The following is a 26,622-nucleotide window of genomic DNA, read 5'->3' as shown; positions in this document are numbered from 1 at the left end:
TTCTAATTGTATTTGCCAAAGATTTATTTCCCGCCGCTTCATCATCTATTGCGATGAGCCTCGGTGACAAGGAGCGCGACCACGCACGCCCGTTGGAAGAGAAAACGTCGAAGAGCCGGGAGTTTCACCGGCGAGCGTCAAACGTAACGCCGCTCGGTGTCGAGTCGAACGTCCGTTCGTTCGACCCGTACCCGTTCTATCTCGAAGAGACGGACGGCTCGTACATCTATGACATGGACGACAACGAGTACTTGGACTTCCTCCTTGCGCTCGGTCCGATCATCCTCGGACACGGTCATCCCGAGGTCAAAGACGCCGTCAAACGACAGGTCGAGAAGAGCGACCTGACCGCGACGCCGCAGCCGGTCGCCATCGAGTTCATGGAGAAGGTCTGCGAGATGGTCCCCTCCATCGAGTCGGTTCGGATGGCGAACAGCGGCACGGAGGCGACGATGCACGCGCTCCGCGTCGCGCGGTCGTACACCGGAAAAGAAAAGATCGCCAAGCCCGAGGGCGGGTACGCGGGCGCACACGACTATGCGCTACAGAGCGTCTATGCCAGCGAGGAGGCGCTCGGTCCCGAGGAGGAGCCGAACACGGTGTCGTACGGGACGGGCATCCCCGACGCGGTGAGCGAGACGGTCGTCGCGTTCCCCTTCAACGACAAGGAGGCGACCGAGCGGATCCTGCGGAAGCACGCTGACGACATGGCCGCCGTGATCATCGAGCCGGTGATGTTCTCGTGCGGCTGCCTCAAGCCCCGCGACGGCTACCACGAGTTCCTCCGCGACCTGACGGAGGAGCTTGACATCGTCCTCATCTGGGACGAAGTGATGACCGGCTTCCGGCTGGGCCCGCAGTCCGCGCAGGGCCGGTTCGGCGTCACGCCGGACATGACGACCTTCGCGAAGGCTGCCGGCGCCGGCTACCAAGTTGCCGGGTTCGGCGGGCGGCGGGACATCATGGAGGAGATCATCCCGCCAAAAAAGAAGGAGGCCTCCAAGTGGAACTCCTCCGCGTTCCACGGCGGGACGTACAACGGACACCCGGTCGCGGCCGCAGCCGGGCTGAAGACGCTGGAGATCCTCGACGAGCGCGACGTATACGAGCACATCGACCGCCTCGGCGACAGGCTGTTCAGCGGGCTTCAGGAGGTCGCCGACGACGCCGGACTTGCGGTTAACGTCGAGCATATCGGCTCGATGGGGCAGGTGTACATGACCGATCACGACATCCACTCGTACCGCGACACGTGGCACGCGAACACCGACCAGTTCGCCGACTGGTGGCTCGAGGCCGCAGCCGACGGCGTCCTCTTCGGGAACCCGCTGCAGGGAGAGCGGTTCTTCACCACATACACCCACACCGACGAGCAGATCGATCACGCGCTGGAGGTCGCGGAGGACGCCTTCCGCGCGGTCGACCACCAGTACGAGTGACAATGTCGAACCAGTCCGACCCCTCGGTGACGCGCGAGTCGGCCGGTGACGGTCCGTCGAGCGACACCGTCAGATCGCAGTACGACGAGTACGTGATGCCGATCGCGAAAGGATACGATTCGTTCGCCGTCGACCGGGCCTCGGACACGACGATGACGACGCCGGAGGGCGAGGAGTACCTCGACGTGTTCGCCGGGATTTCGGTGACGAACGCCGGACACAACGACCCCGCGGTCGTCGACGCGGCGAAGGATCAACTCGACCGGCTCATCCACACCTGTTCGTACGTCCACAGGAACGCGCCGGTCGGCGAGCTCGCCGAACGCATCGCCGAGATCACGCCGGGAGACCTCCAGAAGACCTTCTTCTGTAACTCGGGAACCGAGGCCGTCGAGGGCGCGGTGAAGCTTGCGCGCAAACACACAGGCAACAAGGAAGTCGTCGCTCTAGAGATGGCGTTTCACGGCCGGACGCTCGGCAGCCTCGCGCTCACCGGAAACAGCGCATACAAGCGGGGGATGGCACCGACGATCAACGACGTCACTCACGCGCCCCCGCCGTACGCGTACCGCTGTGACCGTTGCGACGGGACGTGTTCAAGCGACTGCGCGGACGAGCTCGAGCGCGTCATCGGCACTCACACTTCCGGAGATTTGGCCGCCGTCATCATCGAGCCCGTCATGGGCGAGGGCGGGATCATCGTCCCGCCGGAAGGCTGGCTGCGGCGCGTGAAAGAGATCACGCACGACAACGGCGGGCTACTCATCGTCGACGAGGTACAGACCGGATACGGGCGAACCGGCACGATGTTTGCCAGTGAACAGTTCGAAGTGGTCCCCGATATCATGCCACAGGCGAAAGGAATCGCGGACGGACTCCCGCTCGGCGCGTTCACGGCGCCCGCGGAGATCGCTGATAGCTTCGAGGCAGGCGATCATCTCTCGACGTTTGGCGGTAATCCCGTCTGCTGCGCGGCCGCGCTCGCCAACATCGACCGGTTGGAGGACGGGATCGTCGAGAACGCAAACAGACAGGGCTCATGGCTCGAATCGCGTCTCACGGAGCTGGAAGAGCACTACGACTCGGTGGGTCAGACGCGCGGTCTCGGCCTCATGTACGGCGTTGAACTCGTCGCGGACGCGGACCGAACGCCCGCGAAGGAGGCCGCGACCGCCGTCCGCGAACACATGCGCGACGAGCACAACGTCCTGATCGGCGTCGGCGGCTACCACAAGAACGTCCTCCGCTTCCAGCCGCCGCTCACCATCGAGCGAGACGAACTCGAACGGGCGGTCGACGCGCTCGAGTCCGGCCTTCAGGCGGTCGCGTAATCCATGTCGTCCGGGAACTGCCCCGACGGCGAGGCTGGGTCGGAAACGATACCGCCCGCGTTCCGCGAGGGCGCGAACACTGACGGCCCGCGCGTCGTGGTCGTCGGCGGCGGCGTGATCGGCTGTGCCGCCGCGCGCGAGCTGGCCCCGGACCACGACGTGCTCGTTCTCGAGCGCGACCAGATCGCCGGCGGTGCGACCGCCCGAGCGGCCGGTGAGGTGACGATGACGCCCTCCTACACGGACCACCCGGAGATCGCCGCGCACGCGAACGACTTCTTTCGAGCGTACGACGGAACCAGAGCCTTCGAGTACACCGAAACACCGAGCGTCGAGCTCGTCACGGCCGACCGGGAGGAAGCCGCGAGAGCGCGCGTCGACCGCCTCCGGGACGACGGCGTCAACGTGGCGTTTCTGGAGGCCGCCGCCGTCGAGGAGCGGTGGCCCCGGATCGACGCCTCGGAGTTCGTCGGCGCAGTGCGGTTCACGGACACGGGTCACCTCGACCCGTACACGCTCGCGACGACGCTGCGCGCGGACGGAGCGGACCACGGCGCGCGGTTCGAGACCGGGGTCAACGTGACGGACCTCGTCGTGGAGGGGCGAACGAGTGGAGCAGAGCTCCGTGATTCGGCCGCGGAGGGAGAACCCGCGAAGGGCGACACGGACGCGGAAGCGGAGACCGAGACGGAGACATCGGTCCGCGGGGTCGAGACGGACCACGGGACGGTGGCGGCCGAGGCGGTCGTCGTCGCGGCCGGCTGGCGGACGCCGCAGCTGCTGGCTCCGTACCTCCGGGTTCCCGTTCGGCCCTATCGGACGCAGTGTCTCGTGTTGCGGCCCGAGTCGTCGCTCGGCGCATCGTTTCCGATGGGGTGGATCCCGGGCGAACACGTCTACTTCCGCCGCGAGGAGAATGGGGACCTTCTCATCGGGGGCTGGTCGTTCGCCGAATCCGACCCCGCGGCCGCGAGCCGGGACGCGGACGAGGCCTTCCGAGACCACGTCGCCGCTCTCGTGCCCCGATTCCTCGGGACCGAGGGGGCGCTCCGCGTCGTGGACGGATGGGCCGGGATCGACGGTGCCACGCCGGACACGCGTCCGATCATCGACGCGCCGAGCGACGCCCCCGCCGGGCTCGTCGTCGCCACCGGGTTTCACGGCCGAGGCGTCATGACAGCCCCCGTCGCCGGCGCGCTCGTCCGTGCGCATGTAATGGGCGAAGACCCACCGATCCCAGCAGCGCCGTTCTGTCTCTCGCGGTTCGACATCTGCTCGACCGATTTCGAATTCCGCAGCATCAGCGCCGGTGGCGAGTGACCGGCGCTTCGTATTCGGCACGGTTCCAGTCAAGAGAAGGGTTTCCACAGCCCCGACCGACTCACGCGGAAAGCTTTCGAACCGCGGCGGGTACGTCCCTACGGTCGATCTTGCGGACCGACGGGGCGTCGATATCGGACCTCTCGCACTTTACCTTGACCCGATCAGGATTACGACGGCACCCTCGTTACGACTGATTTCGCCGGATACAGTGAGTTCGCGAACGCTAACCGTCGCCACGGCACAGGACGGTTCGACGGAGAGTCCGGCGTTGAACCCGCCGGTCGGCAACGCGGTTGCCATGTCCGTCACAGGCGTGTGATCGCGGTCACTGATCGAACCGGAGCGGAAGCTGAGTTGGCCGGCACAGTTAGCGAAACCCGAGATTCCGCTGCTGGCGACCACGGCGAAGACACGTCGCCTGTTCGTTGGGTTGGCTCCACGGACTGACTCAGATTTGGAGGGCTAAAATAATACAGAATCGATACAATATATACTCTGATGATACTTCGGTGAGCTGTATTGATTGATCCGAACAGGCGGTCTTCCTCAAACTCTCCGTACAAGATACAGCCTCTAAGTCTTACACTGGCTGACCTACCAACCCCCGAATATATACTGCCGTTTTTATCTTCTTCAGTGTGCGCTAGCTGGTCTCAAAATGCGTCGAGAAGGTAGTGGTTCTCGCGAAGCCGTGTAAACCCGTACTGGTATAAATAAAATAGACCTACACAAAAACATCACCAAGGTTGAGCCGTGCGAGTCATAACACACTTCGGTATCGATAACATGTAGAGATGTCTGACAGTAAATCGACGATTCGGCAGAGCACGCGGGCAACGAGCGACTCTCCGCAGTACTGTTCGACACGGACTAGGATGCTATAAGCTTGGATGTGAACGGTGACCTCGAGCTACAAACCGATGTCGAGCAGGTGGCTGCGTCGCGGAACCAGTTCGTGGAGATTGGGGCAGCGCTGGAGGGCGGTGATCGCGATAAGTGAGAACGGTGAGGGAAGAACTGCTCGCGCCCCCGATCGCTCACGAACATCTGTTCAGAGCGACGGAATTGGCATACTGGTGGTGCGGTCCGTCATGGACTGAAACGGAGGAACTCTCGAATTTCTGCGAGTGTGACAACGATCAAGACGAGTTGGAGAGTCTCTTAATAGAATCCCAAACTCAAAAATGGTCTATCCAACTTTTTTGTCTGATCGGATAGATGTCGAGCATATGAGTGCCGGTGCCAAGAGCGCGACCCACGCTCGTAATACCATCCGATACGCAGCGGTAGCGGTTGTTATACTGGCGGCCTGGAACTTCTTTGCTCCATTCGTCGGGGCGCCATCGTGGGCGCCATACCTAGATGTTCTGCCAGTGATTGTCGGTCAGACCGAGGCAGATGGGTTCGTAAACGCCACTCATATCGTCGTACTCGTTGTCGGTGCTATAGTGGTGATGAGGGTATAGAGAATCAGTCTCACCCATGCTGTTGATAATCTCAATCGGGCCGGATGCTCTTGATGTTCTTCAAGCAATTTTACCATTTTTTGGTGGTCTAGCAGCGGTCCTATTAGGTATGATTCTACGGGTATACCGTACTGACTCTCAGAGAAGGCGAGAAATCCTGAACACAATCGACCTAACCAGCAAATACGCAGAGGGGTCACTGACCGAACTGAGATCGGAAGAAAACAGGAAGAAAGTGGCAGAACGGGTTGAAGAGGTGTACGTCGAGTATGATTATTTACTGACCTCGCTTGGATCACACGAAATTGAGGGAATAATATTCAGCCTAGATAGGTACGAGAACCCAGATGAGATGACCAAGATCTGGAAGGAGATCGGACTTGATGTTGAGATCGACTCGACGAGTCGGACTCGTCTTGAGCTCTGGAGTGAGGAACCTGACAAAGGCAGCTACAAGTTGGTAAGAGACGTAACTATTCGAGGTGCTATGAAACGGTTCTTTGGGTTTGACGAAGCCTACGAGGAGAGGTCTGAAGTAAAGTATGAAGACCTCAAATAAACAGAATTCAACTCTAGCTATGGTCAACAGTGAAAAGTGATCGCCTGCGTTTGAGAAGTAAGAAGAGAATACAGCCTCACGTCCCCGGTTTTTCAAAAGTCTACACCTAGTATCTGTAACCAGATGGATCTCCTCCACTACGGAGCGGTTCTAATGGCACACTTCCACGGCGGTGTAGTTGAAAGAGAGAATATTACAGTTGAGGACACGTCCGCCCCTGTTTACTATGTCTATGATGAGTCATGGTCTACGGCAGGGCAAGGGGTCGCATTTTCTCATATTATAATCAATCGAGCACAGGTGGAAGACAGACCAGATTTCATTCATGATTTTATCTTCCTACATGAAGCAGGTCACAAGCAGTGGTCTTGGCCCCTACAGTGGTTCTTTACAGTCGGACAGTTTTCATATTTATCTCTAATGATTGCTTCTCTGATTGCCTTACCCTCTCTTGTGTTCCGTGCCATTTCTATAGATTCTGGATCGAATGTAATAAATTTACTAACTGTGCCTGTCTCTCTAGGAATTATTCTTATAATTCCGCTTCTAATCACATGGTTTGACGAAGGTTATGCTGAGATTCACGCAATTTCTCAGATTGGGCTCTCAACTTATTTAGAGATACAAAATATCCGCCAGAGCAAATCGTATCCATTATTCTCCAGAATAAGATCGGTTGTTATGTATCCACCAACGAGTCTCATTCTAGCTATCTTCCGCTATCGGAGCGACGAGAGTTGATATCGCTACGAGATTCAAGCTTGTAGCGTACAGAATACGGGGGTTTTCTGAACAGTAAAATCAAATCTATAAGGCTCTTCCCGAACTCAGTGAAGCACTACTATCCGCAAATTGATAAAAAATTCCGTGATGAATACAGGGCGCGTAGCATTAAGAAACATCGGCTCAGACTGTATCGATCGATTATTTCGGCAGTACTACGGCGTGAACGTGCTCCGTGAAATAATCGAGCCTGACGGAGTATGGATAATGGTGACCTCAAGCTCGTCAGCATCTGGATTACTGCCCACTGGTGGATCACGGAAATCAGCGGCCCCTACTGGTATCCGAAACTTGATCATCTGTCCAGCACCCCAACTGGAACTGCCGTCAAATAGGACCCCATCAGTCACACCCTGTCCTGAAGCTAAGCCATCATTACCCTCGTAAGAATCAGTATCAAACGTTGAAAGGCTGGGCGGGAGATTCACTAACCGAACCTCTGTATCACTCATACTCTCACCACCCGCACGAACGACAATCTCTAGATCGTTGAGGGCAACATCCTCCCCGGCTATGTGTGTGATCCGTACAACCTGCTCATCAAAATCACCCCCAGCCTCAAATTCACCGGTTGTGTCTGCAACATTCGGAGCGGGTTCACTAATGTTATCCACAAAACCAAATGCAGCTACCGAGACAATCGCAGCCAGAATAACGACTATTGTAACCATCAGAATGACGCCAATAACTGATGATACACCTCGGTCAGCAATTCTCACATAAGATAGGAAGTAGAGTGTATACCTAAATCCACTGTTTGTAAACAGTTATCACACTGTGCTGACTTCATCCCCTATATTCAGCAGTCAGTAGCAGCCCATATCACATATCGAATAGCTGTTTCGCCAGGTTGGGCAAGAGCCATCTACAAATTGGCCTACCATTAGGCCTATAAATCAGTACGAAGAACGCGACTGAACTGTCGGCTCAAAAACCGGATCCGCACCCGGGTCGGACTTGACGTTCCCCGAGACGAACGAGATCTTCTCGCGCTCGCGTTCCGCAGCTGCCGGGCTCATCTCTCCGAGATAGTGGTTTCTGAACGTCTCCCAGTCTTCCCAGCCGCCCCAACTCATCACGACGGCAGGAAGAACACCGCAGTCCCATAGCAGATGACCGCCCCAGGTACGCCGGAGGTCGTGAACGTCGAGGTAAGTCCATCCTTCATCCCCAGTCGGGGCGTACCGACGCTCGCCAGCTCGCTTCACCCAGCGATAGATCGAGTTCGGCTCAACGCCAACGACCGGCTCGTCGGGATCACGCTCGTACGAGAGCGTTCGAACGGAACTGGCGAGTTCTTTCGGGATCGGAGTCTCCCGATATTTCCCGCGCTTCGCGTAGTCGTTCCACACGCGAAGGAAGCCGTCGGGAGCGTGCGTGAAGTCGTTGCTGCTGACGCTGGCGATCTCTTCGCGGCGGAGGCCGGCCTGAACGCCGAGCCGAAACGCGATTTCTTGCTCGGGAGACTTCGCCTCGTCGATGAGCGCTGCGACCTCGTCGTTCTCGTCGCTCTGGCTGAGCCAGACCCGCTTCCCGTCTCGTTTGGGGTAGTCGTCAAGTCGCATAGTAGGCTTTGCGAGGTGACACTACTAAAATCCGTGTGGAATGGGTGTCTGAGGGATTGGTTTGAGAGTCAGATCGGACCTATCAGTAGTCGAATCCCGGATTCTAACACATCCAGGGACGGCTGTGTTGAAATCCGTGGTCGCTGATAATTCGTCGAGGACGTACAGAATACAGAGCGGTTATTCCGTACGCTGCGCTCAAAAGTTGAGGTCGCACTTCTCAGTCATGGGTCGAGCATTGTCTAAACACTCACACGAACTCTCCCTGTTCAGACATCTCGAACTCAAACCGTGCTCCACCATCGGTTCCATCGGCTACAGATAGCTCCCAGCCGTGGGCTTCCACGATTCGTTTTACGATAGTCAACCCGAAACCAGTGCCACCCTGTGCCGACGAATGTCCCGGTTCAAACACCTCGTCACGCTTTTCGACTGGAATTCCTGGTCCATTGTCTTCGACGTAGATCCCCAGTTCGTTGTGGCGGCCGACACGAACGGTCACGTCAGATCCACCATGTTCAACACCGTTTCGGAACAGGTTCTCGAACACGTGGCGTAACCGGTCAGGGTCTGCTTGAAGGGTCATTTCGTCGACTATTTCGATGGCTGCCTCGCCTGTGTCTACTGTTGCCCAGCATTTCCCGACGAGGTTAGTCAAACTGACCGACTCTGTTTCGCTTATTGTGTCGCCTTGGCGAGCAAGCGTCAACGTATCCTCGACGATCGCCTCCATCCGGTCAAGCGCCTGTAGTAGTGGATCAAGATGCTCGCTTTCTCCCTGCTCAGCAAGGAGTGCAGCGCGACCCTGTGCGACGTTGAGCGGACTGCGCAAATCGTGGGAGATAACACTCGCAAACTCTCCAAGCCGCTCGTTCTGCTGACGTAGTTGTCGCTCACGTTCGACGCGTTCAGTCACGTTCCGAGTGACCCCAACGAGACGTGTTATCTCACCATCGGAGACTACCGGCGCAAGTTTTGTCTGCCAGAACCGTGCTCCTTCGCTGACCAGGAGTTCCTCCTGATACGAGATCGGTTCGCCAGCCTTGACACACCGGTGATAGTTCGCCGCTAACTCAGCGCCCTGTTCTTCACCGAACACGGCTTGTGGTGTCTGGCCCTGTACTTCCTCGGTAGTAATCCCAGTCTGGCGCTCATTGGAGGGGCTGAGGCGCTCAAACTCGAATTGGACACCATCCCCATCTTCCTCAACATTCAGCAGAAAGATGGCGTCCTCCACGCTGTTCAAAACGGCTTCGTACTCTTCGGCAAGCTCTCGCGCTTCGCGTTCGTACTCTTTTCGCTCAGTAATGTCTCGACTGCTAAGCAGAATCCCATCGATGATGTCGTCGTCAACTCGATTCCGCATTGTGGCCTCAATCCAGCGCCACGAGCCGTTGGCGTGGCGGAATCGGACTTCAACAGTCTCGGATCCGGAAGGGTTTGAGAGAACGCTTTCCAGCGCGTCGGCGTTTCGCTCCCGATCCTCGGGATGGACGAACTCGAATCCCTCGTGGCCAACCAATTCGCCGGGGTCGTAGCCGAGAATCCGTGTGATGGCCGGACTAACGTAGGTTATCGTCCCGTCAGTATCGACGACTGTCGCGAGATCATTTACCTCCTCAACGAGCGTCCGATACCACTCAGGCTTGTGGTTATTACTCTCTTGGTGGGTTGTATCGTCATCCATCGATTATAATGGGTCCAGTACACGTGTAAGCATATTAAAATCGTACGCAACCTCCGGCGGAAGCACTACTCATTGTTGTATATATGGGGGTGGTGGCCAAGATCTTGCTGAGTATACTCCTATACCTCTCACGCAAATCCTATCGACTGTTAAAGATTTCAACAGGGAACTAGAGACAAAGAATCAAATAGTCAATCAGAGTAGAATTTGCTATCATGCTCCCAGACGACCTCCCAGTTGATCGCCAGAAATTGCTGACGTGGGAAACAGACTGCTGGCAGTGTGGCGAGCAAACGCCTGTGGTCTGGCCACGAGGAGACCATCTTGATACACCTCTCGGAGATGTATTAGCGAATTACGAAACTCCTGTTGAACGGGTCTACAGCAATACTCTCGGCAAGAAAGTCTGGGGAAACGTCTGTCAGAACTGTGATTCATACCAAGGAAATCATTTTATCCAGCAAGAGGCACTGGAGATTGACCCGCCACTGGTAGACTGTCCACATTGTGGGGATGAACACGAATGGAGTCCGGACCAAGGGATGGGTGGGGCATTTGGACAGGGATGGGTCTCATGTCCAGAATATGGTGAAATACCGGTTGGTGATCCACGGGGAGAGTGATGAATCCCTTAGCTCTATACAAGACCAGAGTGTCGGGATCCCGACGAATCTAGGTAAGAATCAGTCAGATATTGAGAATTCCAACAGGGCCAGTCAGTAGTATTTCGAAACCAGCATCTACGGCACTACCACGGAACTATCCTGCGTAGGCGGTGCGAGACGGGACTAGAATGACCTCCCTGTGACCGTTGTTTGATAGACCCAATCCTTTCTCAACACCTCTCAGATACCATGTCTATTAAGTACATGTCCAGAAAATTATAGAACATGGCCAAACAACACATCTTCACTCAGATGATTCCCGAACGAGAGGAGCCAGCATTGTATATCAATCCTCGCTCTGAACAAATCGCAGCCTTCGCAGAGGAAGCAATAACGGTTGAAGACCAGCCCAAGGTCCGGCTGCTCGCAGACTCAGATGAAATCAAAGACGCCCTCTACAGCTTCCTCACGGCCTCAAAGATTGCCGAACTCATCCACCGGGAGCAACTCAGCCTCCGAACACTCACGGAGCCAGTCCAGAATACCATCTTCACAACCGAATCTGAGACTGTAGTTCCTGTGATGGACAAGCACAGTATTTCGAGCTCGGACCCCGAGCTGGTCTCATCAGTCTACGGTGAGTTCGACTCCAGATTCGAGGCTGCCGAGCAGTATCACCTCCGGACACCTGCCCTCTCAGTAGTGAAACAGACGCTCCGAGAAGAGATCGGCGACGATATCGCAGCCGAACTCGACGAAGTCCTCGGACACGCTGAAGAGATTTCCAACAGCAACGAATACCTCAGTATCGTCGAGATAATGCTCATCCTCGCAGCCCGCAACGAGGTCCTCCTCTACGACGTCTCGAAATGGGGAGAGGATACAGGTATCGCTTCGAAAGCGACCTTCTCACGGGCCAAATCAGCACTCGAAGATGCTGGCCTCATCGAGACTGAAAAAGTCCCGCTAGATATCGGTCGCCCCCGACTTCGCCTTATCGCAACTGACGAGCTCGCGACAGCAGACCCGAAGACACTCTCCACCGAGATCCAGTCTCTGCTGTAGCATCTGCCCCACGATAGCCCGACTATGGAGACGAAAATACGGTACTTTTCCGACTCAAGCGTGAGATGAAGCAGTCAAAATCACTACGTAGAGGGTGTGAAACATATTCTATAACACGCAGTCACCAGATCCATAGTATTTCAAAACTCGACTACGAAAATTGCGATATGTACGATCTTACTGGCTTTCAGCGCGATCTGCTGTACGTAGTTGCCGGACTTGATGACCCCCACGGACTCGCGATCAAAGACGAGCTGGAGGACTACTACGAAAAGGAAATCCATCATGGGCGGCTCTATCCCAACCTCGACACGCTCGTTGAGAAGGGACTCATCGAAAAGAGTCAGCGCGACCGACGGACCAACGAGTACAGCACTACTCGCCGGGGCACTAGAGAAATCGAAGCTCGGACTGAATGGGAAGCCGGGTATATTGACCACGACGGGTGATCGAACTACTGTTCGAGGACTGTATTTCACGTCCCTGGCTCTGTTGAGATCTTCAGCAGGAGATATGTTCCAGGCCGATCACGGTCAATACAGAGAATTCACCGACCGGCTGTTTCAGGGGCTGTGTTGGATCGCTGTAAGGCGGAGAGATTTACTGTTTGACGAAGCGTTTGATGTTATAGACGACACACATCAGCGCGATTTCGCGGAACTCACGGAACCATGACCGCGCTCGCACGGCGAAGCCGAGCGAGCGCTTCACAGCCGAGTTCACGTTTTCGGTCATAGAGCGTTGATTGTAGCGATTATCGTCGATTCTGGCGGTGTGTGCGTGGTCGTACGGTGCGAAGATGCGGTGCTTGATCAGCGGCCTGATCCCGAGATCGCGTAATCCTTCGCGGAGCGATTGCTTGTCGTAGCCTTTATCGGCCGCGAGAGACCGCAGACCGCCCGCGTTCCGGCGGGCGATCTGCTCTGCGAGGTCCGTGTCACTTCCTTCCCGATTCGTTGAGCAGTGAACGTCAATGACGGCTTGCGACGCTGTATCGGCGAGTTTCGTGACTTTGAGCTTCTGAACGCGGTAGCTGATTCGCTGGCAGTAGTGGCGGCTCGCTGGTGAGCGGTCGTAGAACGTGGCGTCGATCGCGGCGTGTTCAGAGAGATCGTGCAGCTGCGCCGACTGGCGCAGCAGCACTCGACAGACGCTCATGCTGATCCGGTCGAACGCTTTACACAACGTGGACGGCGCAGGGAGATCGGCCGCGTTGAGGCCGATTTCCCCGATTATTTGTGACATCTCTTTGAGCAGGTCGATCGTCATGCGGTACGACAAATCGAGGTAAATCCGCAGACAGTGAAGGGAAACGAGTGCGTAGTCGGCGAATCCGCCGCCACCGTCCGGGGCGGCGGATTCGCCTCCATCGCCAGTAACTCTTTGGGCAACCGGTACAACCTCCCCGATGAAGCGGGAGATTTGCGTCATGGTCGACGGAACTCTCCCGCTTCAACTCCTTTGATTTAGCGGCCTACCTCGCCTCCGTATGGCGATTCAACACAGCCGTCATAGGCAACTGAAGTCTCCCGCTTCAGCTCCTTTGATTTAGTGGCCTACCTCGCTGCAGTATGGCGATTCAACACAGCCATTCAAATCTACCGAAGGACTGCCTCCCATATTAGATCGAGATCTGAACAGTTGAAGTTGTGTTGTAAGAACAACAACGTAGCCCACCGACATAGTTCGAAAGGGTACCGCAATAGTGAACCAACGTATCACACCGATATCCAGTATCCAGAAATCTCTTCAAGACCTACGCGGGTATCGAATCAACGGTCGTATCGTCGAAAACTCCGGATAATACTATAGAGGTACATCGTACCACAAGCATTATCACGAGTCCACTTCGTATGTAGCAGCATGGAAGAAGACCCCTTGGAGCGTATGCGTGAGCTCCGTAAAGAAAACAAGGAGATTTACGCCGAAATGGGGAAAGTCGGTTCGGGACACGCTACTGCGGAGGATTAAATCAGCTACCGCTATCGTTCGACGCGTCTTTTTCAATTCCGTTTAATACCTCTCGTGCTGTTTCCAGTACTTGATCTAATGTTTCTGTAGGCGGATCGTGTGGTCGGCGCTCTTCTAATCCCGGACAGAGTGTGTGAGTAAAGTATCGGTGCCAGACGCTGAACAGTTCATCTTTTGCCCACAACGTGTTGTATCGAACGTCAGATTGGAACGTTCGAGTATATTTTGAATGAAGAACAAAACGAGGAATAGACGGGGTGATAATTCGATCACTCGGACCGTCAAACTGTTCAACAAGATATTCAAGCGAGTTTGTCGCAGTTCGGTGGTTTGCGTCGGGAAAAAGGTGGAGCCCGACAATTGCTCGAATCCAGTGAGCGCATGCTTCGGGAAGCGGTGCGGTGGTGGGAAACTCCCGGATCAAGCGGCGGATATCTGAGTCTATGACATTAGAAATCCGCTGTTTTGTCAGCCCCGGTTCGTTTTCTCGTACCTCTCCGTAGGTAGAGCCTGGTTCCTCGTAGAACTCTTTGTTGAGCTGTTTGATTACCTGAGCGTTGACGGAGCCGAAGTCACGAAGCCGCCAGTCGTCTGCTTGGAATGCGTCCGGAGATATCCCCTCAACATCAAGAATATCGTTCTCTATGTGTTTCTCAGGCGGATCTCGGAGAAGTCTTGAGCCATAGGAGTTCTCCTGATAGGTTTCCAGCCCTATTTGAGTGACAGCACCGATACGTTCGAGATCACGGAGTTGTAGACGAAGTACGTTCTCCCGAAAGCGATCCTGTGCCAGCCGGTGTGGAGTGACGTGGGTTTTGTCTTGGAGGGCTTCGAGGATGTCTAGATCAGAGAGGTACATTGGGGCGCTCGGATCGATGAAATCCCGGTACGAGTGTGTTCCAGTGATTTCATCCGGCATATCAGAACCCCGCCCACTCCTCGGGCCGCGTAGCGTAGCTCGGTCGAAGCGCCGGCAGCGGCCGAACAAGATCGGCGTTCACGTGGCCGTCGAGATACCCCGCGCCCCACGTCGTGATCGACCAGTGATCGTCGAGATCGCCGCGATCGTGTGAGGTGATCCAGCCAGCCTTCACGAGGACGCGGAGCCAGGTGCGAACGAGCCGCTGCTGGAGATGGAGGTCGTGAGCGACTTCCCACCACGACGACGCCCCCTTACGGTCGAGATACTCAAGGATGCGATCGTCCTCGCTGACCATCCAGTTCGCGGATTTTTTCATGTTACACCTATGCGCTTTCGTCACCGTTCGAGGACTGGTCGTTGAGCTGTTCAGCATTGAGTTTCCCATCAAGGTAGCGTTCGCCCTCGGCGGTGATCGAGTATACTCCGTTGCCAAGCTCCGTAACCAGCCCGTGGTCCTTCATCCGGTTCAGACGCTTGGAAACTCCCGATTTACCGATATGGATATACTGGTGATCAGAAAGGGGTGTAGGAGACGTAGGACCTTCATCACGGATGATCTCAAGAATTCGGTCATCCCAGATAGTCATCCAGTCAGCACTCTTCCTCATAGACACAAGGTTTCTTTGAGGAAACTTTGTTCCACCCAAAAGCAACGTTCGGACATATCAGGGCTGAATAGAAACGCCGTTAACTTTAAGATACGACGTTTCTTAACGTGAACCACGGAGCCCGAGTGACAAACCCTCGGCTCGCGATGAAATGTAGGATCCCGGCCGCGGTGTTGGCGCACCCGGCCGGGTCGGGTTCTGTGTCGTGACACAGAACCATGCTGACGATGGCAACTGCGGGGCTTAAGCCCTGCGCGACGACCGGAGAATCGAGCGAAACCCGCGGCGGCTGCGCGTGCTGCCCAGCGCCGGCTGACGGCTTCGACGCTGAGCGCGGCGTACCCGTCTGCTACGCCTGTGCGGAGGACGGTTCATGAGCGCAGAGTGCGCCCCGGACCGCGACGCGCTCGCCGACCTCACCGCCTTCCAGCGCGATCTTCTCTGGGCGCTCTCCCACGAGAACGCCCGCAAGGGGACGGCCCTGAAGGCGGACCTCGCTGCCTACTACAGCGACGAGATCAACCACAGCCGCCTCTACCAGAACCTCGACACGCTCGTCGAGTGTGACCTCGTTGCCAAGCGGGCACGCGATCGGCGCACCAACGAGTACAGCCTCACCGAGGCGGCCCGCCGCGCCCTCGAAGCGCGCCGCGCGTGGCAGGCGGAGGGTGATGCCACGTGATTCGCACCCGCCCACCGTATATCCGCTTCGACGCTCGCGAGACCCTCACCGGCGAACTCGGTGACATCACCGTTCAACAAGCGGTTGAGGGCCGCGTATGATGAAGAAGCTCTGGCGGTGCCGCCAGTGCGACCGACTCGTCAACCGATTCGTCAACGGGTGGGTCTGCCCGCGGTGTGGGTGGTACTGTGGCCAATCGATCGCGAGCGTGAATCGGGGGCCATGAGTCGGGACAATCAGCAGCCCGCCGACGCACCACCAAGTCCTCTCACGGACGACACCATCGCAATCCTCGATCAGCTGTCGCTTGCATCCACGTCGGGGGCGTGTCAACACTGCGGGCGCTCGTTCACCGAGGGCGATGAGATCGTCGCGTACGTCTCCAAGCCGGCCGAGAAGCGAACCCACGAAGTTGGCCACTGCGTGTGCGCGCACCGCGAACACCGCCAGCAGGAGGTGTTCACGCTCGGCGTCCACGAACTGCGGGTCGCCGGACGTATCGGACTCGCCTCAGACGCCGCGACCCAATCCACATGGCCGATTCTCGTCGAGCCGGTCTCACTCGGCGTGAGCGCGCCAGCGACGACGACGATCCGCTGGCTCCCACCCGAGACGCCACTCGCTGAGGAGGTCACGCCGACAGCGACCCACCGGCAGCGACGGCGTGAGGCCCGGGCGCAGGTGACGGTTGGTTCCCCACCAACGACGGAGGGGGATGACTAATGCGGTCACCATCCCGCACCGAGGCCGCGCAACAACGACGGCCCAAGCACCACCGAACGCGTCCGTCCACCCGACCATCAACAACGGACCTGGACATCACCCTCGCGACGATCGCCCACCTTCGGCGGGCGCTCACCGCGAGTACCGCCGGTGACGCGGCCGGCGTGACGGCGTCGCTGTTCCGAGCGACGCGGACTATCGACGAGACACACCATCCAGACATCGCGGCCGCAGTCCGGATTGCCCGTAGTGTCGATCCTGTCTCGCGAACAGTCCGCCAGTACATCCGAGAGCTGCTCCGGCGGCTCGTCGCGATGGTCAACTGCTGGGAGCCATCCAAGTGATGCCAGCAGACGAGCAGGCCCGCCGCGGGCACGCACAGCCCGCCGGCCAAGGCCACGAGCGTGGCGTCCATCTTGTGGGCACAACCACTCAGTATGACGCCGCCGGCAGCCACTGTGGAAGCGTTTCGCCGCGGCTGACCGAGTGGATACCCGAACTCCTCGACCAGCTTCGTGAGGCGACCACAGAAACAGTCCGAACCCAGACACCCCACAGCGACCCGTGGCGGGCGAGTTCGGCACTCCTCGATACCACCCTTCCGGAGTGGAACTCCCTCGAGAACACGTGGGACGATGCGACCGCTGAGGCCGTCGTGTACACGCAGGCAACTACCGAGTTGGCGCTCGTCGACGGCGACACCGAGTCGTCATATCACACGCAACGCCACGACGAATTACGCGACACAGTTCATACAGTCGGCACCGGCCGCGGCGCGGTCAACGCCGGGCTTGGCGCACTCGCAAAGGGACCAGTCGCGCTCCACCGCGAGTTCGACGCGACTCCCCGAGCGATCACCCTCGCGCTCGATGGCCCAGCCTGGACCGACCTCACCGACCGTCGAACTGGCGTCCGCGCACTCGCGGCCATCGCCGTGCTCGCAGCCGGGTTCGACGTCCGCGTTGTCGTCTCCCCAGCGCTCCAGCGGCACCTCACCAGACGGTACCCCCAATGGTGTGAAATCCACCTCGATCTTACGCAGAGTCGGGATCGGTCCCACCCTTATCGCCACCGCGTTCAGTCCCACGAGCCGACCACCGACGAGCGCCACCCCGCCTGGCAAGCGCTCGATGGGCTCGAACACACACCGGGGAAACGACGCCTCCTCACCAATCTCGACGCTACCACTGGGCGAACCTACCAGGATCTCGAACACGATCATGCGATCGACATTGAAGCAGGGACGGTCAGCCGGTACGTCCTTGATCTCGAGACGCGTGGGCTCGTCGACGTCGACCGTCGAGGCACTCACCACAGCGTCACACTCTCTGAACGCGGTCAGACGGCCGTGGCTGGGTATCTCGACGCTGCCGGCGACCTCGTCCATCCCGAACAACGCCGACTGACTGACGATCTTACTGCGACCACTCACGATGTCACAAGTACAGTGTCGCCCCGCCGGGAGGACTCCACAGGTGACACCTCACCCTCACTCGAGGAGTGGCTGGCGGCGACGGGTGACCCCGACGCCGACGGAGAGTTTGTCCAGTGGCTCAGGGGACCCGACACTGTCGATGAAACCCACCTACACGACCGGTTCACAACCCCCGCCGAGGACGATAGCGTCACGCTCGTCGATGACACTCCAACCCCGTTCGATGACGGCCGGGTTGGGTATCTGAGCCACACTTCCGGCGAGGCGCAGGTCGTCCTCCAGTGGGGTGGGCCCTTAGCCACCCTGGGACGTCTCGCGGCTGTCTTACTCAGCGATAAGGCGCTCTCGAAGGTCCTGACGCCGTCGCGGTTCGGCCGCGCATTCGAGGCAATCCACCGTGGTGATCTCGAACAAGACGCCCCACGAGTGCTGTGTCGTGGTCACCAGGTTGGCTGGTACAGCGAGGACGAGCACACGTATGCGGCGTGGCGTGAGCGCATCACGACTGTTCGCGATACGCTCCTCGCTCGTGTCGCCAAACACACGAGCAGTACCAACGGTGCCGCCCGAAGCGAACTCTTCGAAGACCTCCACGGGTTAGTCGCCTCGGCCACTCACCTCTATCACGCGATCGGCGTTGATTTGACGACCACAATCAGACTCCCGGACACCGAGGCGCTCACCAGAAACTCGACGCAACGCCGGCAGCTCTGTACGTTCCTCGCGAAGACGGTGCCCAAACAATCCGTCTACGGAGTTCACTCGGGCTACCGCATGTTGTTCGAAGAGCGCCCGCCCAAACTGCGGCGGCGGCTTCCCTACGACGTCGAGCCTGACGCGACGATGGATCTGACGATGTCGTGGGTGCTTGCGGGCCCGACGATCACCGACCTCCGCGATGCGATCCAAGAGGCACTCACCACAGAGCTCACCGCGGTGCGAGAGGCGATCGCAGATGGCACCGAACCTGCCCCCACGCTCTCGATCCCGGTCGTCGACGGGACGACCTACCCCGCCATCCGGCGGGTGATCGACGAGATCGCGATGACCCACGACGCCCAGTGGACACCCCACGAGCGACAGCGGCTCGTGCGGCGCTGTCTCCGCTCGTTTGGCCTGTCGGACACCACGCGGCGTGCGTGCCCGTACGATGTCGTGGTGAGCCTCCTGCGCGCGCTGAACGAGTCTCACTCCCCGACCGTGGCTGCGGTTGAACGCGCGGCGGCGACGCTCTCTGTCGCGCGGTTCCGTCCCGATCTCGTGCCAACGGCGACGGCGCTGTATGCGGCCCTGCTTCGAGCCGACGAGCCGCTCGGCCGCTCAGCGTTACTCGAGCGGGCCGACATTGCGGCCAGTAGCTATGATCGCCGGATTGGCACTGTCCAAGCGCTTGACCGAGTACAGGCCGTCCAGATAGATGGCCACCGACGCTGGGTCACCACCGACGAGCCCAGTCACCCATCACTACAGCCGTCGCCGTGCCTCGGTCACCCCCATTCCTGGCTCCCGCTGTTGACGCATCGCTCACGAACACATTCAATCGCTCTCGCCCCCACCCTGTGGGTTCCACTCCGAGTCGGCTGGCGACACCCACATCGAATCCCCACGTGGGATCAACACGCCCCGACTGTCACCTCCCTTGACACCGCCCTTCCGGTGAACCAGTGGGGACCGCACCGGGAGGACTGTACCGCAATCACCGACGCACCAACTCATCACAGCCACCGACCAGCCGCAACGCTCAAAACCATCACCGATGAACCACGCATGACACCACAATACTACGCACCGGCCGTATCGCTTCTCAACCACCGACGTCTCCTCTTACCACGGGGTGTGTCCCAATGAGACACTCAGCAAGCGATCGTCCAACCGACGCCATCTGCGAGCGCTCGCTCACCAAAGAGGAGGTACAAATCCATGTTACCCTCTGTGAAGGGGGCCGTTCCAAACTCACACCCAGCGTCGAACAGCGGAATCAGCGCCTGTGTCTCACCGTGTCCACTAACGATGCGTAACGCTACAAGTACACGACCGAAGATTATTCGAGTAATCGACAAGTACGACCTCGACGGCATTGGCGACGAAATGGTTGCGGAGTGGACAAAGCCCGAGAGTACCCGACGCTCTTGTCGTGAACTCGCGGAATTCTTCAACATCCGTGTACTCGATGCAGCACTCCGCGAAGCGGGTATCATCTGGGATAGATCACTTGTTGAGGAGTGTGCCGCGATCATCAAAAATAAGGATAAATCGCTGACAGGATATGATCTCGATAGTAGGGGAGTAGACACCGACGAAGTCGGCGGAGACATGGTTTCATATCAATCGATATATACGTATCTGACAGAGTATCGTGATACCGAGTATGAGCGTGAGGTCGATGATATTCACTCGCGAGTTGCGAGTTTAGGACAGATCGAGACAAAGACAGAGACGATTGCTGCTGGGATTATCTCACGGTCTGTATCCCACAGCCAAGTACACGGAGCAGAGCCTCAAATAGAGGTTACGACGGAATGTATTTGTGAAACATGCGGGACCAACACCGAGATGTCGGTGTATCTGCGAAACGGCGGCTGTCCTACCTGTAGTCGGTCGCGTTAATTTCGCTCATTCTTTTTTGTCATTCTATTGAAATACTCAGCATACTTCGAGGTGGAGCCTCCGACCTCAAGGAGCGACCGGAGGGAGCGAGTAGGCCGGAGAGGAAACCGACATACTACTGAGCAAGTGTTAATTTACATCCCACCGTACTGGCAACTAGTGCTGTGCTGGCACAAGTCCCGCGCAGTACTGGCCGCAGTAGCCCGGCCCCAAATAGTGGGTTCACCGACCCCGAAGGGCGTTCGGTGGGCGGGGCGCACAAAACGCCCCGTCGCGTCAACTGACGGCGAGGACCACATCAAAGCTCCACCCTCAACGAGCGAGCTTGTCAGTGCGAGCGAAGTAGGATGGGGTCGGTTACTGAGTGGTGGTCTCTCGGAGACGTGCCGAATTCAGCGCGGGGAGGGTGTCAAGGTGATGACGGCGCTGTATCCCCTCCCTGCTCGCTCCCTTCGGTCGCTCGCTGAGGAAAGGGCCTTAGCGCCTATCTTCAGGTGAAGTGGGGTAGTTCATTCTTCTCTGGCACGACCGAAGAAAGCGAGTGCTGCGCCAAGGAGTGTAATGTTTTGAAGGAACGATGTAAGTTCCCCACCGCGCTCCTCCTCGTCGACTGCCCAGAAGTCGTGCATGAGTGGCGTCACACCTATCAAAAACACAGCTACAGCGCTCGCAGAGAGTTTTGGAGCCTTCCACACGCTAATTCCGAGACCACCGCCGAGAAGAAGACCACTACCTGCCGGCACAAGTGTCTCTGCCTCAGGCACCCCTTTTGCATCGGCGTATGCAACCCGTCCATCAAGATTCGTGAGATTCCGTACGGCAAGCGCTACAAGGCCAGATCCAAACAGTACTCGGCCAAGAAGAGCTGGTTTTTCTGTGCTGTCGGTGTCTGTTTCAGACATTACCAGCTGGTAAAATAGCCGGTGATATAAGACTCATGATCATCGTATGAGGCGGATTTGTTACACATCTCTATCAAATATAGTAATACAGTCAAAACCCATATCAACCCCGATAGACGCCTCCCGATATGGCCGCAGCCACAGACAACGACCAGCTACAAGAGAGTAGCGCCGAATCTGGCAGGGACTTCTGGCGACAGTCGTTCGAGCAGTTCATCGAGGACCTTCCTGAAGCAGCATTCGTCGTCGACGCCGATGGTGACATCACCCAGTGGAACACCGCAACAGCCGACCTCCTCGGCCTTCCCGCAAGCAAAGCCGTCGGCATGAACGCATACGATGTCTTCGGCACTGAAGGCGAAGATGAGACCCTTGCCGAAGAAGTCCTCCGTACTGGAACCCCCATCCGTGAAGACCAGTTCCGATCCGCAGAACGACCGGACGGCACGAAAGCACATGCGCGCGCGATTGGAACCCCGGTACAGACACCCACTGGCAAGGTCGTTGGGGCTGTCGAGTTGCTCTTCGACGTCACCACCGTCGTCGAACAGCGGGAGACGCTCGCCGACCTCCAGGAAGAACTCTCGGACAATGTCGAGACGTCCATGGAACAGCTGAGCGAGTCGACAACCGAAGTTGCGAATCGCTCGAATGAAATCAGCCAGCTCGTCGACGAGCAGGCAGCCGAGCTCGAGAGTACCCAAGGCGAGATCTCCGGATTCAGCGCCACTATCGAAGAGATTGCGTCCAGTGCCGAGGAAGTCAGCAACCAAAGCGCGGAATCGAGAACCCTCGCCGAAGAGTCCGTCGACACCGCGGGGGAGGTTATCGACCAAGTGGACGACACAGCCGAGAAGTCAGCTTCGGTCGCAGACGACGTCGCTGAGTTGAAAAACGAAATCGAACAAGTCGAAGAACTCGTCGGCGTGATCAACGATATCGCCGAGCAGACAAACATGCTCGCGTTGAACGCCAACATCGAAGCGGCACGCAGCGACAGTGACGGCTTCGCGGTCGTCGCCGACGAGGTGAAGAACCTCGCCAATCGCTCACAAGATCAAGCTGACGAGATCGAAGAAATCGTCGCAAGGATCAAAGAGAAGGCTGCTACGGCGACTACCGAAGTAAGAGCAGGAAACGCCGAGATCCAGTCCGCGAGAAACGACATCCAACGCCTCCTCGAAAACCAGAAACAAATCCTTGCTGCGGTCGAACAGACTGAAAGCGGGATCACCGAGATCGCAGACGCAACAGATGAGCAGGCGAGCGTGGCCGAAGGGATATCGAGTGCCGTCGACGATGTCTCTGAACGGGCTACCCTCGTGAGCGAAGAAGTCACAGAGATTGCGGACGAAAACGACAATCAGACAGAGATGGTCTCGGGGCTGACCCAGCAGGTCGAACAGATTGACCGCGAACTCGCTGAGGTCATGAATACGTCTGTCTAAGGTAGACGTCTCGTGATCGGACAGACGAACAGTCTCATCCCACGTTTCCGCTCTAGTTCGCTGACGGCTCCTTCCGTGGGAGTGAGATGCTGACGACAGTTCCGGTCACCTCATTTTCGCCAAACTGGACACGACCGCCGAGGAGATCGGTTCCCCACTTGATGATCCAGAGCCCGAGCCCACTTCCATGGTGAAGCACAGATTCGGTTCCTTCAGAAAGTACGGATAGTTCGTGCTCGGGTATCCCCGGCCCGTTATCGCGGATTTCGATCTGTACCTGCTCGCCTACGCTGGCGACAATCTCAACATGTGGACTGTCACTGGTATTGTGTTCAGCAGCGTTTTCGATAGCGTTCGAAAGCACTGGACTAACAAGCACATCGACGGGTACATCCTGGTCAGGACACTGAAGCTCGAATGTAACGTCGGAAAAGCGTGATCTAACCTCTCTCAGCCGCTCTTTAAGTATCATCTCTATCGATCTGACGTCGGATTCTTCTCGAGCGCGACTGAAAAGCCGGATTGCCTCGCGACCTTTCTGTCCTAGCTCATCGATTTGAAGTGCGCTTTGTTTTACGCGCTCGGCTGCTTCCGTCGGCAGGTCCTCGCTATACCCAAGTATCAGGTTAGTTTCTGTCTTGATGTTGTGGCGAAGCACGCGATTGAGAACCTGTAGACGCTGTTCTTGGCGCAAGAACTCAGTCACGTCCTGTAACGTCACCATGCTCCCAATGACCTGCCCTCGCTGTGTGGTAATCTCGACAGTTTTGATCTTGAAGTCCCGCTTACCTGAGTGGGTTTGTGTCGTAAGGAAGTCTTCAAATACTCCAGAATCTGGAAATGCCTCGTACTTAGGAATCGTCTCTGGCGCAGATGATCCGAGCAGTTCGTCTCTTTGTACATTAAGCATCTCTAGTGCTGGACCATTGACGTTAATCACGTTGTCATTCAAATCAAGAACAAGTATCCCCTCTTGGGTACTATCAAATACGAGTCTTCGAGCGGTAGTGTTCGGTGCCGGATTCGTTCGCAGTAAACTGTACCGTCGAATGGCGGTCAGGTAGATGACGCCAGAAACTGAAAATGCGACTGGTGTCGGGTCAATAGGCGTGCTAAGCACGTTTGTGAGGTAGCATAGGTTTATACCCCAGGGAATGATCAACGCCCCAATCAGCGTATACGCCTGTTTCCGAAACGCAGCCATCTGGCTCAGGGCCAACCGGACTAACAGGGCACTACCCACGCCACCCAGTAAATACGTATAAGCGGCAACAATCCAATACCAGATGCCTCCGCTGTCGTTCTGGGCGACGCTGAGATCTGGTGTTTGTGCGATACTGATCTGTAGAAGTCCCTGAGTCGGCCCGAGAATGGCTAAAATCACGGTCACCACCGGGACGACCGTAAGTGCCGATACATATCTCCAGTTCAAAAAACGATCGTGACCAGTGTATGATAACGCAAACAGCATCCACCCGAGTGGGATTGCAACGACGCCTATCCACATCAGGTACATCCAGAATAGCTTTGCCTCCACACCAGGTGCTCGGAGTCGAAAAATAAGCATAAGCGACCAGAACACCTGCCCGGCCAGCAACAGTACGAGAGGTCTCGCCCCCGGAGATTGCCCCTCTCTCCACGCTAAAATAGCCGAAGCTGAGCCAAGAACGACGGAGATGTGTAACACAGACAGCAGAAAGATAGTATTTGACACAGTCTTACAAGGACATCTATGTATACTAACTTTATGTCTAAGAAATTTAACTTTCCACGGTCAATAAAAAAGAGAGTGCCGTGGATTACCCGATGATAGCGATGAACAGTCCGCACGCCACGAACACGTAGTTCATCTCACCGAGCAACTCCAGGCGACGGTAGTCGTTACTACGCCCAATTCGACTATTGAGGAAAACCGCCAGCACTCGTCCAGCAAGAAGGACCAACGCAAAAAGTGCTGGGAGGAATCCGCTAAGAAACGCGCCAATGACGACGAGAACTGAGAGCATGTTGATGATGTACAATAGATGCCGTGTCCGCTTGACGCCGACGACAGTCGGGAACGTTGAGACATTGTTTTTGACATCATCTTCGATGTCGCGGACGTTCGGAATTTCAGTGTTGACGAAAATATCGGCAAAAAAGTAAACCGCCAACACAATGGCAAGTGGCGTGATTGCGGCATCGGCAAACACAATTGGCAGGACTACCATTGCTGTCGCCCACGCCAGTGCCACAAGCGTAGAATTAAGCACAAAGATGGTCTTCAGTCGCTGGACCGGCACAAGCGATCGTTCAGACAGATCTGCTACATACAAGATCCAAGTAACGCCTGGAATGAGGGTGACCGCAAGCGCAAGTGGGCCACCAAGCGCCGAGAGAGTAATTGCAAGTCCGTATGCTCCAGCAGACGTGATCGAAAGAAGACGCCTGTGTCGCCCGATGAACGCACTTCGCTCGGACGTCGCTTGTGGGTCGTATCGCACATCGCTGATTCTGTCACCGACGTAGACACCGTAAGCGACCAATCCAACGACGACGGGTGCCAGGGATGGCTCGAGCGACAAGATCACCATCGTGACAAGTGTTCCCGCGATCCCCATGCCTACAATATCGAGTTGGAGGAAAATACAGGCTTTTCGTATGCGATGCCACAGTTTGACCGATGGACGAAAACCGCTACCGGTTCCGGTAGATTGTCTATCGGAACCCGTCCGTTCTGGTTTTTTCTTTGACATTCTGTTGGGGACACCGCAAGAAAACACGCTGTTGCTTCCCTGGGTGCCAGCTATAAATTACTTCTAATTGACAATAAAGATAGATAGATACTTCTCATCAGATTAACAGGCCGTTTTCGGGTTTCGCGAATGATCGTTTTTCTGACATAATGTGTTTGCTGTTCGCATCTCTTACCAGTAGTTGGTAATACAATTTATTTATTCAGAGATGATGTTGGATTATAGTAATAATCAAAACGATATACTTCTTCCCACTCTGAGTGGGAATATGACCAAAGTGGATTCAAAAGGGCTAATCGTCCTCCCGCAAGAAGTGCGAGACCGACTTGGTATTACTCCGGGAACAGAGGTTGATATCCGCGAAAAAGACGGGAAAGCAGTTGTTGAGCCAGAGGACAGCCCCGACGAAATTCTCGACAAGATGGAACAACTCATTGAAGAAGCGTCTTCGAACCAGGGAGAGACGACACCTATTTCTGAAGGGGCCGACCCGGTTGCCCACAGACACAGAGATGCCGTTCAGCATTTTCGAGGTGGAGCCCCCGACCTCAAGGAGCGAATGGAGTGAGCGAGTAGGTCGGGGAGGAAACCGACATGGGACGACACAACCACCACACCTCGACCGACTGACTCCCGACCATATAAGTACCGTCGGGTACTCTCTGAAACTATGGGCGTGCGTCGAACCGCCGTCGTGAAACTCGCCGTTTCCGACGAGCAACGCGACGCACTCCACCGAACCGCCCAGCAATACCTGTACTGCGCG

Annotated in this window: 26 protein-coding genes; 16 read left to right on the top strand and 10 right to left on the bottom strand. The window is 56.9% G+C overall.

The window, feature by feature from the left end:
- The first annotated feature begins 53 nt into the window (after nt 1-53).
- The 6 genes from B9H04_RS07390 to B9H04_RS18015 all read left to right on the top strand — a co-directional run bounded on the left by B9H04_RS07390 (nt 54) and on the right by B9H04_RS18015 (nt 6,859).
- On the top strand, nt 54-1,439 hold the full coding sequence (locus B9H04_RS07390; RefSeq protein WP_049933019.1) for an aspartate aminotransferase family protein: 1,386 nt from the start codon (nt 54-56) through the stop codon (nt 1,437-1,439).
- A 2-nt stretch (nt 1,440-1,441) separates the two neighbouring features.
- Entirely contained in the window at nt 1,442-2,770 is a 1,329-nt protein-coding gene (locus B9H04_RS07385) for an aspartate aminotransferase family protein (protein ID WP_049933020.1), read from the top strand.
- A gap of 3 nt (nt 2,771-2,773) precedes the next feature.
- The gene (locus B9H04_RS07380; protein ID WP_199237870.1) at nt 2,774-4,090 is read left to right on the top strand and encodes an NAD(P)/FAD-dependent oxidoreductase; all 1,317 of its coding nucleotides are present in this window, start codon (nt 2,774-2,776) and stop codon (nt 4,088-4,090) included.
- Between the two features lie 1,232 nt (nt 4,091-5,322).
- Nucleotides 5,323-5,559 (top strand): hypothetical protein, encoded by a 237-nt coding sequence (locus B9H04_RS18020; protein ID WP_089308963.1) that lies wholly within the window; start codon nt 5,323-5,325, stop codon nt 5,557-5,559.
- Nucleotides 5,560-5,575: 16 nt separating this feature from the next.
- The gene (locus B9H04_RS07375) at nt 5,576-6,118 is read left to right on the top strand and encodes a hypothetical protein (protein WP_139835054.1); all 543 of its coding nucleotides are present in this window, start codon (nt 5,576-5,578) and stop codon (nt 6,116-6,118) included.
- 123 nt (nt 6,119-6,241) lie between these two features.
- The gene (locus B9H04_RS18015) at nt 6,242-6,859 is read left to right on the top strand and encodes a hypothetical protein (protein WP_139835053.1); all 618 of its coding nucleotides are present in this window, start codon (nt 6,242-6,244) and stop codon (nt 6,857-6,859) included.
- A gap of 197 nt (nt 6,860-7,056) precedes the next feature.
- Here the strand turns inward: B9H04_RS18015 and B9H04_RS07370 are convergent, their stop codons facing one another.
- The 3 genes from B9H04_RS07370 to B9H04_RS07360 form a co-directional block, all read right to left on the bottom strand.
- The gene (locus B9H04_RS07370; RefSeq protein WP_211216879.1) at nt 7,057-7,620 is read right to left on the bottom strand and encodes a type IV pilin; all 564 of its coding nucleotides are present in this window, start codon (nt 7,618-7,620) and stop codon (nt 7,057-7,059) included.
- 177 nt (nt 7,621-7,797) lie between these two features.
- Nucleotides 7,798-8,466, bottom strand: a complete 669-nt coding sequence (locus B9H04_RS07365; protein WP_085682574.1) for a site-specific integrase — start codon at nt 8,464-8,466, stop codon at nt 7,798-7,800.
- Nucleotides 8,467-8,716: 250 nt separating this feature from the next.
- On the bottom strand, nt 8,717-10,153 hold the full coding sequence (locus tag B9H04_RS07360; protein WP_085682573.1) for a PAS domain S-box protein: 1,437 nt from the start codon (nt 10,151-10,153) through the stop codon (nt 8,717-8,719).
- 215 nt (nt 10,154-10,368) lie between these two features.
- Between B9H04_RS07360 and B9H04_RS07355 the strand changes: the two genes are divergently transcribed.
- From B9H04_RS07355 to B9H04_RS07345, 3 genes are all read left to right on the top strand, one after another.
- Nucleotides 10,369-10,776 carry a hypothetical protein gene (locus B9H04_RS07355; protein WP_080508779.1) on the top strand — a complete coding sequence of 136 codons (408 nt, stop codon included), beginning with the start codon at nt 10,369-10,371 and terminating at the stop codon, nt 10,774-10,776.
- Nucleotides 10,777-11,043: 267 nt separating this feature from the next.
- Complete coding sequence (locus B9H04_RS07350; RefSeq protein ID WP_049933551.1) at nt 11,044-11,823, top strand: transcriptional regulator TbsP domain-containing protein; 780 nt, start codon at nt 11,044-11,046, stop codon at nt 11,821-11,823.
- A gap of 167 nt (nt 11,824-11,990) precedes the next feature.
- Nucleotides 11,991-12,272 (top strand): helix-turn-helix transcriptional regulator, encoded by a 282-nt coding sequence (locus B9H04_RS07345; RefSeq protein ID WP_004599500.1) that lies wholly within the window; start codon nt 11,991-11,993, stop codon nt 12,270-12,272.
- Between the two features lie 151 nt (nt 12,273-12,423).
- On the opposite strand, the gene B9H04_RS07340 is transcribed toward B9H04_RS07345, so the two are convergent.
- The 4 genes from B9H04_RS07340 to B9H04_RS07330 all read right to left on the bottom strand — a co-directional run bounded on the left by B9H04_RS07340 (nt 12,424) and on the right by B9H04_RS07330 (nt 15,303).
- Complete coding sequence (locus B9H04_RS07340; RefSeq protein ID WP_049933361.1) at nt 12,424-13,254, bottom strand: IS5 family transposase; 831 nt, start codon at nt 13,252-13,254, stop codon at nt 12,424-12,426.
- Nucleotides 13,255-13,795: 541 nt separating this feature from the next.
- Entirely contained in the window at nt 13,796-14,713 is a 918-nt protein-coding gene (locus B9H04_RS18010; protein WP_139835052.1) for a hypothetical protein, read from the bottom strand.
- A gap of 1 nt (nt 14,714) precedes the next feature.
- Nucleotides 14,715-15,032, bottom strand: coding sequence for a winged helix-turn-helix domain-containing protein (locus tag B9H04_RS07335; RefSeq protein ID WP_249025095.1), 318 nt, complete (start codon nt 15,030-15,032; stop codon nt 14,715-14,717).
- A 7-nt stretch (nt 15,033-15,039) separates the two neighbouring features.
- On the bottom strand, nt 15,040-15,303 hold the full coding sequence (locus B9H04_RS07330; RefSeq protein ID WP_248648714.1) for a MarR family transcriptional regulator: 264 nt from the start codon (nt 15,301-15,303) through the stop codon (nt 15,040-15,042).
- A gap of 394 nt (nt 15,304-15,697) precedes the next feature.
- Here B9H04_RS07330 and B9H04_RS07325 point away from each other — a divergent pair, with 394 nt between their 5' ends.
- From B9H04_RS07325 to rdfA, 5 genes are all read left to right on the top strand, one after another.
- A complete protein-coding gene (locus B9H04_RS07325) occupies nt 15,698-16,006 on the top strand; it encodes a helix-turn-helix transcriptional regulator (RefSeq protein ID WP_049933363.1) in 309 nt (102 codons plus the stop codon).
- A gap of 222 nt (nt 16,007-16,228) precedes the next feature.
- Nucleotides 16,229-16,729, top strand: coding sequence for a hypothetical protein (locus B9H04_RS07320; RefSeq protein WP_085682578.1), 501 nt, complete (start codon nt 16,229-16,231; stop codon nt 16,727-16,729).
- Nucleotides 16,729-17,073 (top strand): hypothetical protein, encoded by a 345-nt coding sequence (locus B9H04_RS18005; RefSeq protein WP_139835051.1) that lies wholly within the window; start codon nt 16,729-16,731, stop codon nt 17,071-17,073. The genes B9H04_RS07320 and B9H04_RS18005 overlap by 1 nt, the downstream gene beginning before the upstream one ends.
- Nucleotides 17,073-20,012, top strand: a complete 2,940-nt coding sequence (locus B9H04_RS19145; RefSeq protein ID WP_248648715.1) for a plasmid replication protein RepH — start codon at nt 17,073-17,075, stop codon at nt 20,010-20,012. The genes B9H04_RS18005 and B9H04_RS19145 overlap by 1 nt, the downstream gene beginning before the upstream one ends.
- Before the next feature lie 162 nt (nt 20,013-20,174).
- Nucleotides 20,175-20,771: a rod-determining factor RdfA gene (gene rdfA / locus B9H04_RS18000; protein WP_139835050.1), complete on the top strand. Its 597-nt coding sequence runs from the start codon at nt 20,175-20,177 to the stop codon at nt 20,769-20,771.
- Between the two features lie 509 nt (nt 20,772-21,280).
- On the opposite strand, the gene B9H04_RS07300 is transcribed toward rdfA, so the two are convergent.
- On the bottom strand, nt 21,281-21,673 hold the full coding sequence (locus B9H04_RS07300) for a DoxX family membrane protein (RefSeq protein WP_080508730.1): 393 nt from the start codon (nt 21,671-21,673) through the stop codon (nt 21,281-21,283).
- A 128-nt stretch (nt 21,674-21,801) separates the two neighbouring features.
- Here B9H04_RS07300 and B9H04_RS07295 point away from each other — a divergent pair, with 128 nt between their 5' ends.
- On the top strand, nt 21,802-23,121 hold the full coding sequence (locus B9H04_RS07295) for a methyl-accepting chemotaxis protein (protein ID WP_085682572.1): 1,320 nt from the start codon (nt 21,802-21,804) through the stop codon (nt 23,119-23,121).
- Nucleotides 23,122-23,173: 52 nt separating this feature from the next.
- Here B9H04_RS07295 and B9H04_RS07290 read toward each other — a convergent pair whose 3' ends face one another.
- Both B9H04_RS07290 and B9H04_RS07285 read right to left on the bottom strand, forming a co-directional pair.
- A complete protein-coding gene (locus B9H04_RS07290; protein WP_080508776.1) occupies nt 23,174-24,808 on the bottom strand; it encodes a histidine kinase N-terminal 7TM domain-containing protein in 1,635 nt (544 codons plus the stop codon).
- 112 nt (nt 24,809-24,920) lie between these two features.
- On the bottom strand, nt 24,921-25,856 hold the full coding sequence (locus B9H04_RS07285; protein WP_049933543.1) for a UbiA family prenyltransferase: 936 nt from the start codon (nt 25,854-25,856) through the stop codon (nt 24,921-24,923).
- Nucleotides 25,857-26,124: 268 nt separating this feature from the next.
- Here B9H04_RS07285 and B9H04_RS07280 point away from each other — a divergent pair, with 268 nt between their 5' ends.
- Nucleotides 26,125-26,424 carry an AbrB/MazE/SpoVT family DNA-binding domain-containing protein gene (locus B9H04_RS07280; protein ID WP_080508775.1) on the top strand — a complete coding sequence of 100 codons (300 nt, stop codon included), beginning with the start codon at nt 26,125-26,127 and terminating at the stop codon, nt 26,422-26,424.
- Nucleotides 26,425-26,622 lie beyond the last annotated feature (198 nt).

The organism is Halorubrum ezzemoulense DSM 17463, from assembly GCF_002114285.1.
GTDB classification, from domain to species: domain Archaea; phylum Halobacteriota; class Halobacteria; order Halobacteriales; family Haloferacaceae; genus Halorubrum; species Halorubrum ezzemoulense.
Note: the sequence above shows the minus strand (reverse complement) of the source record. Positions and strands in the feature narration are given on the sequence as shown.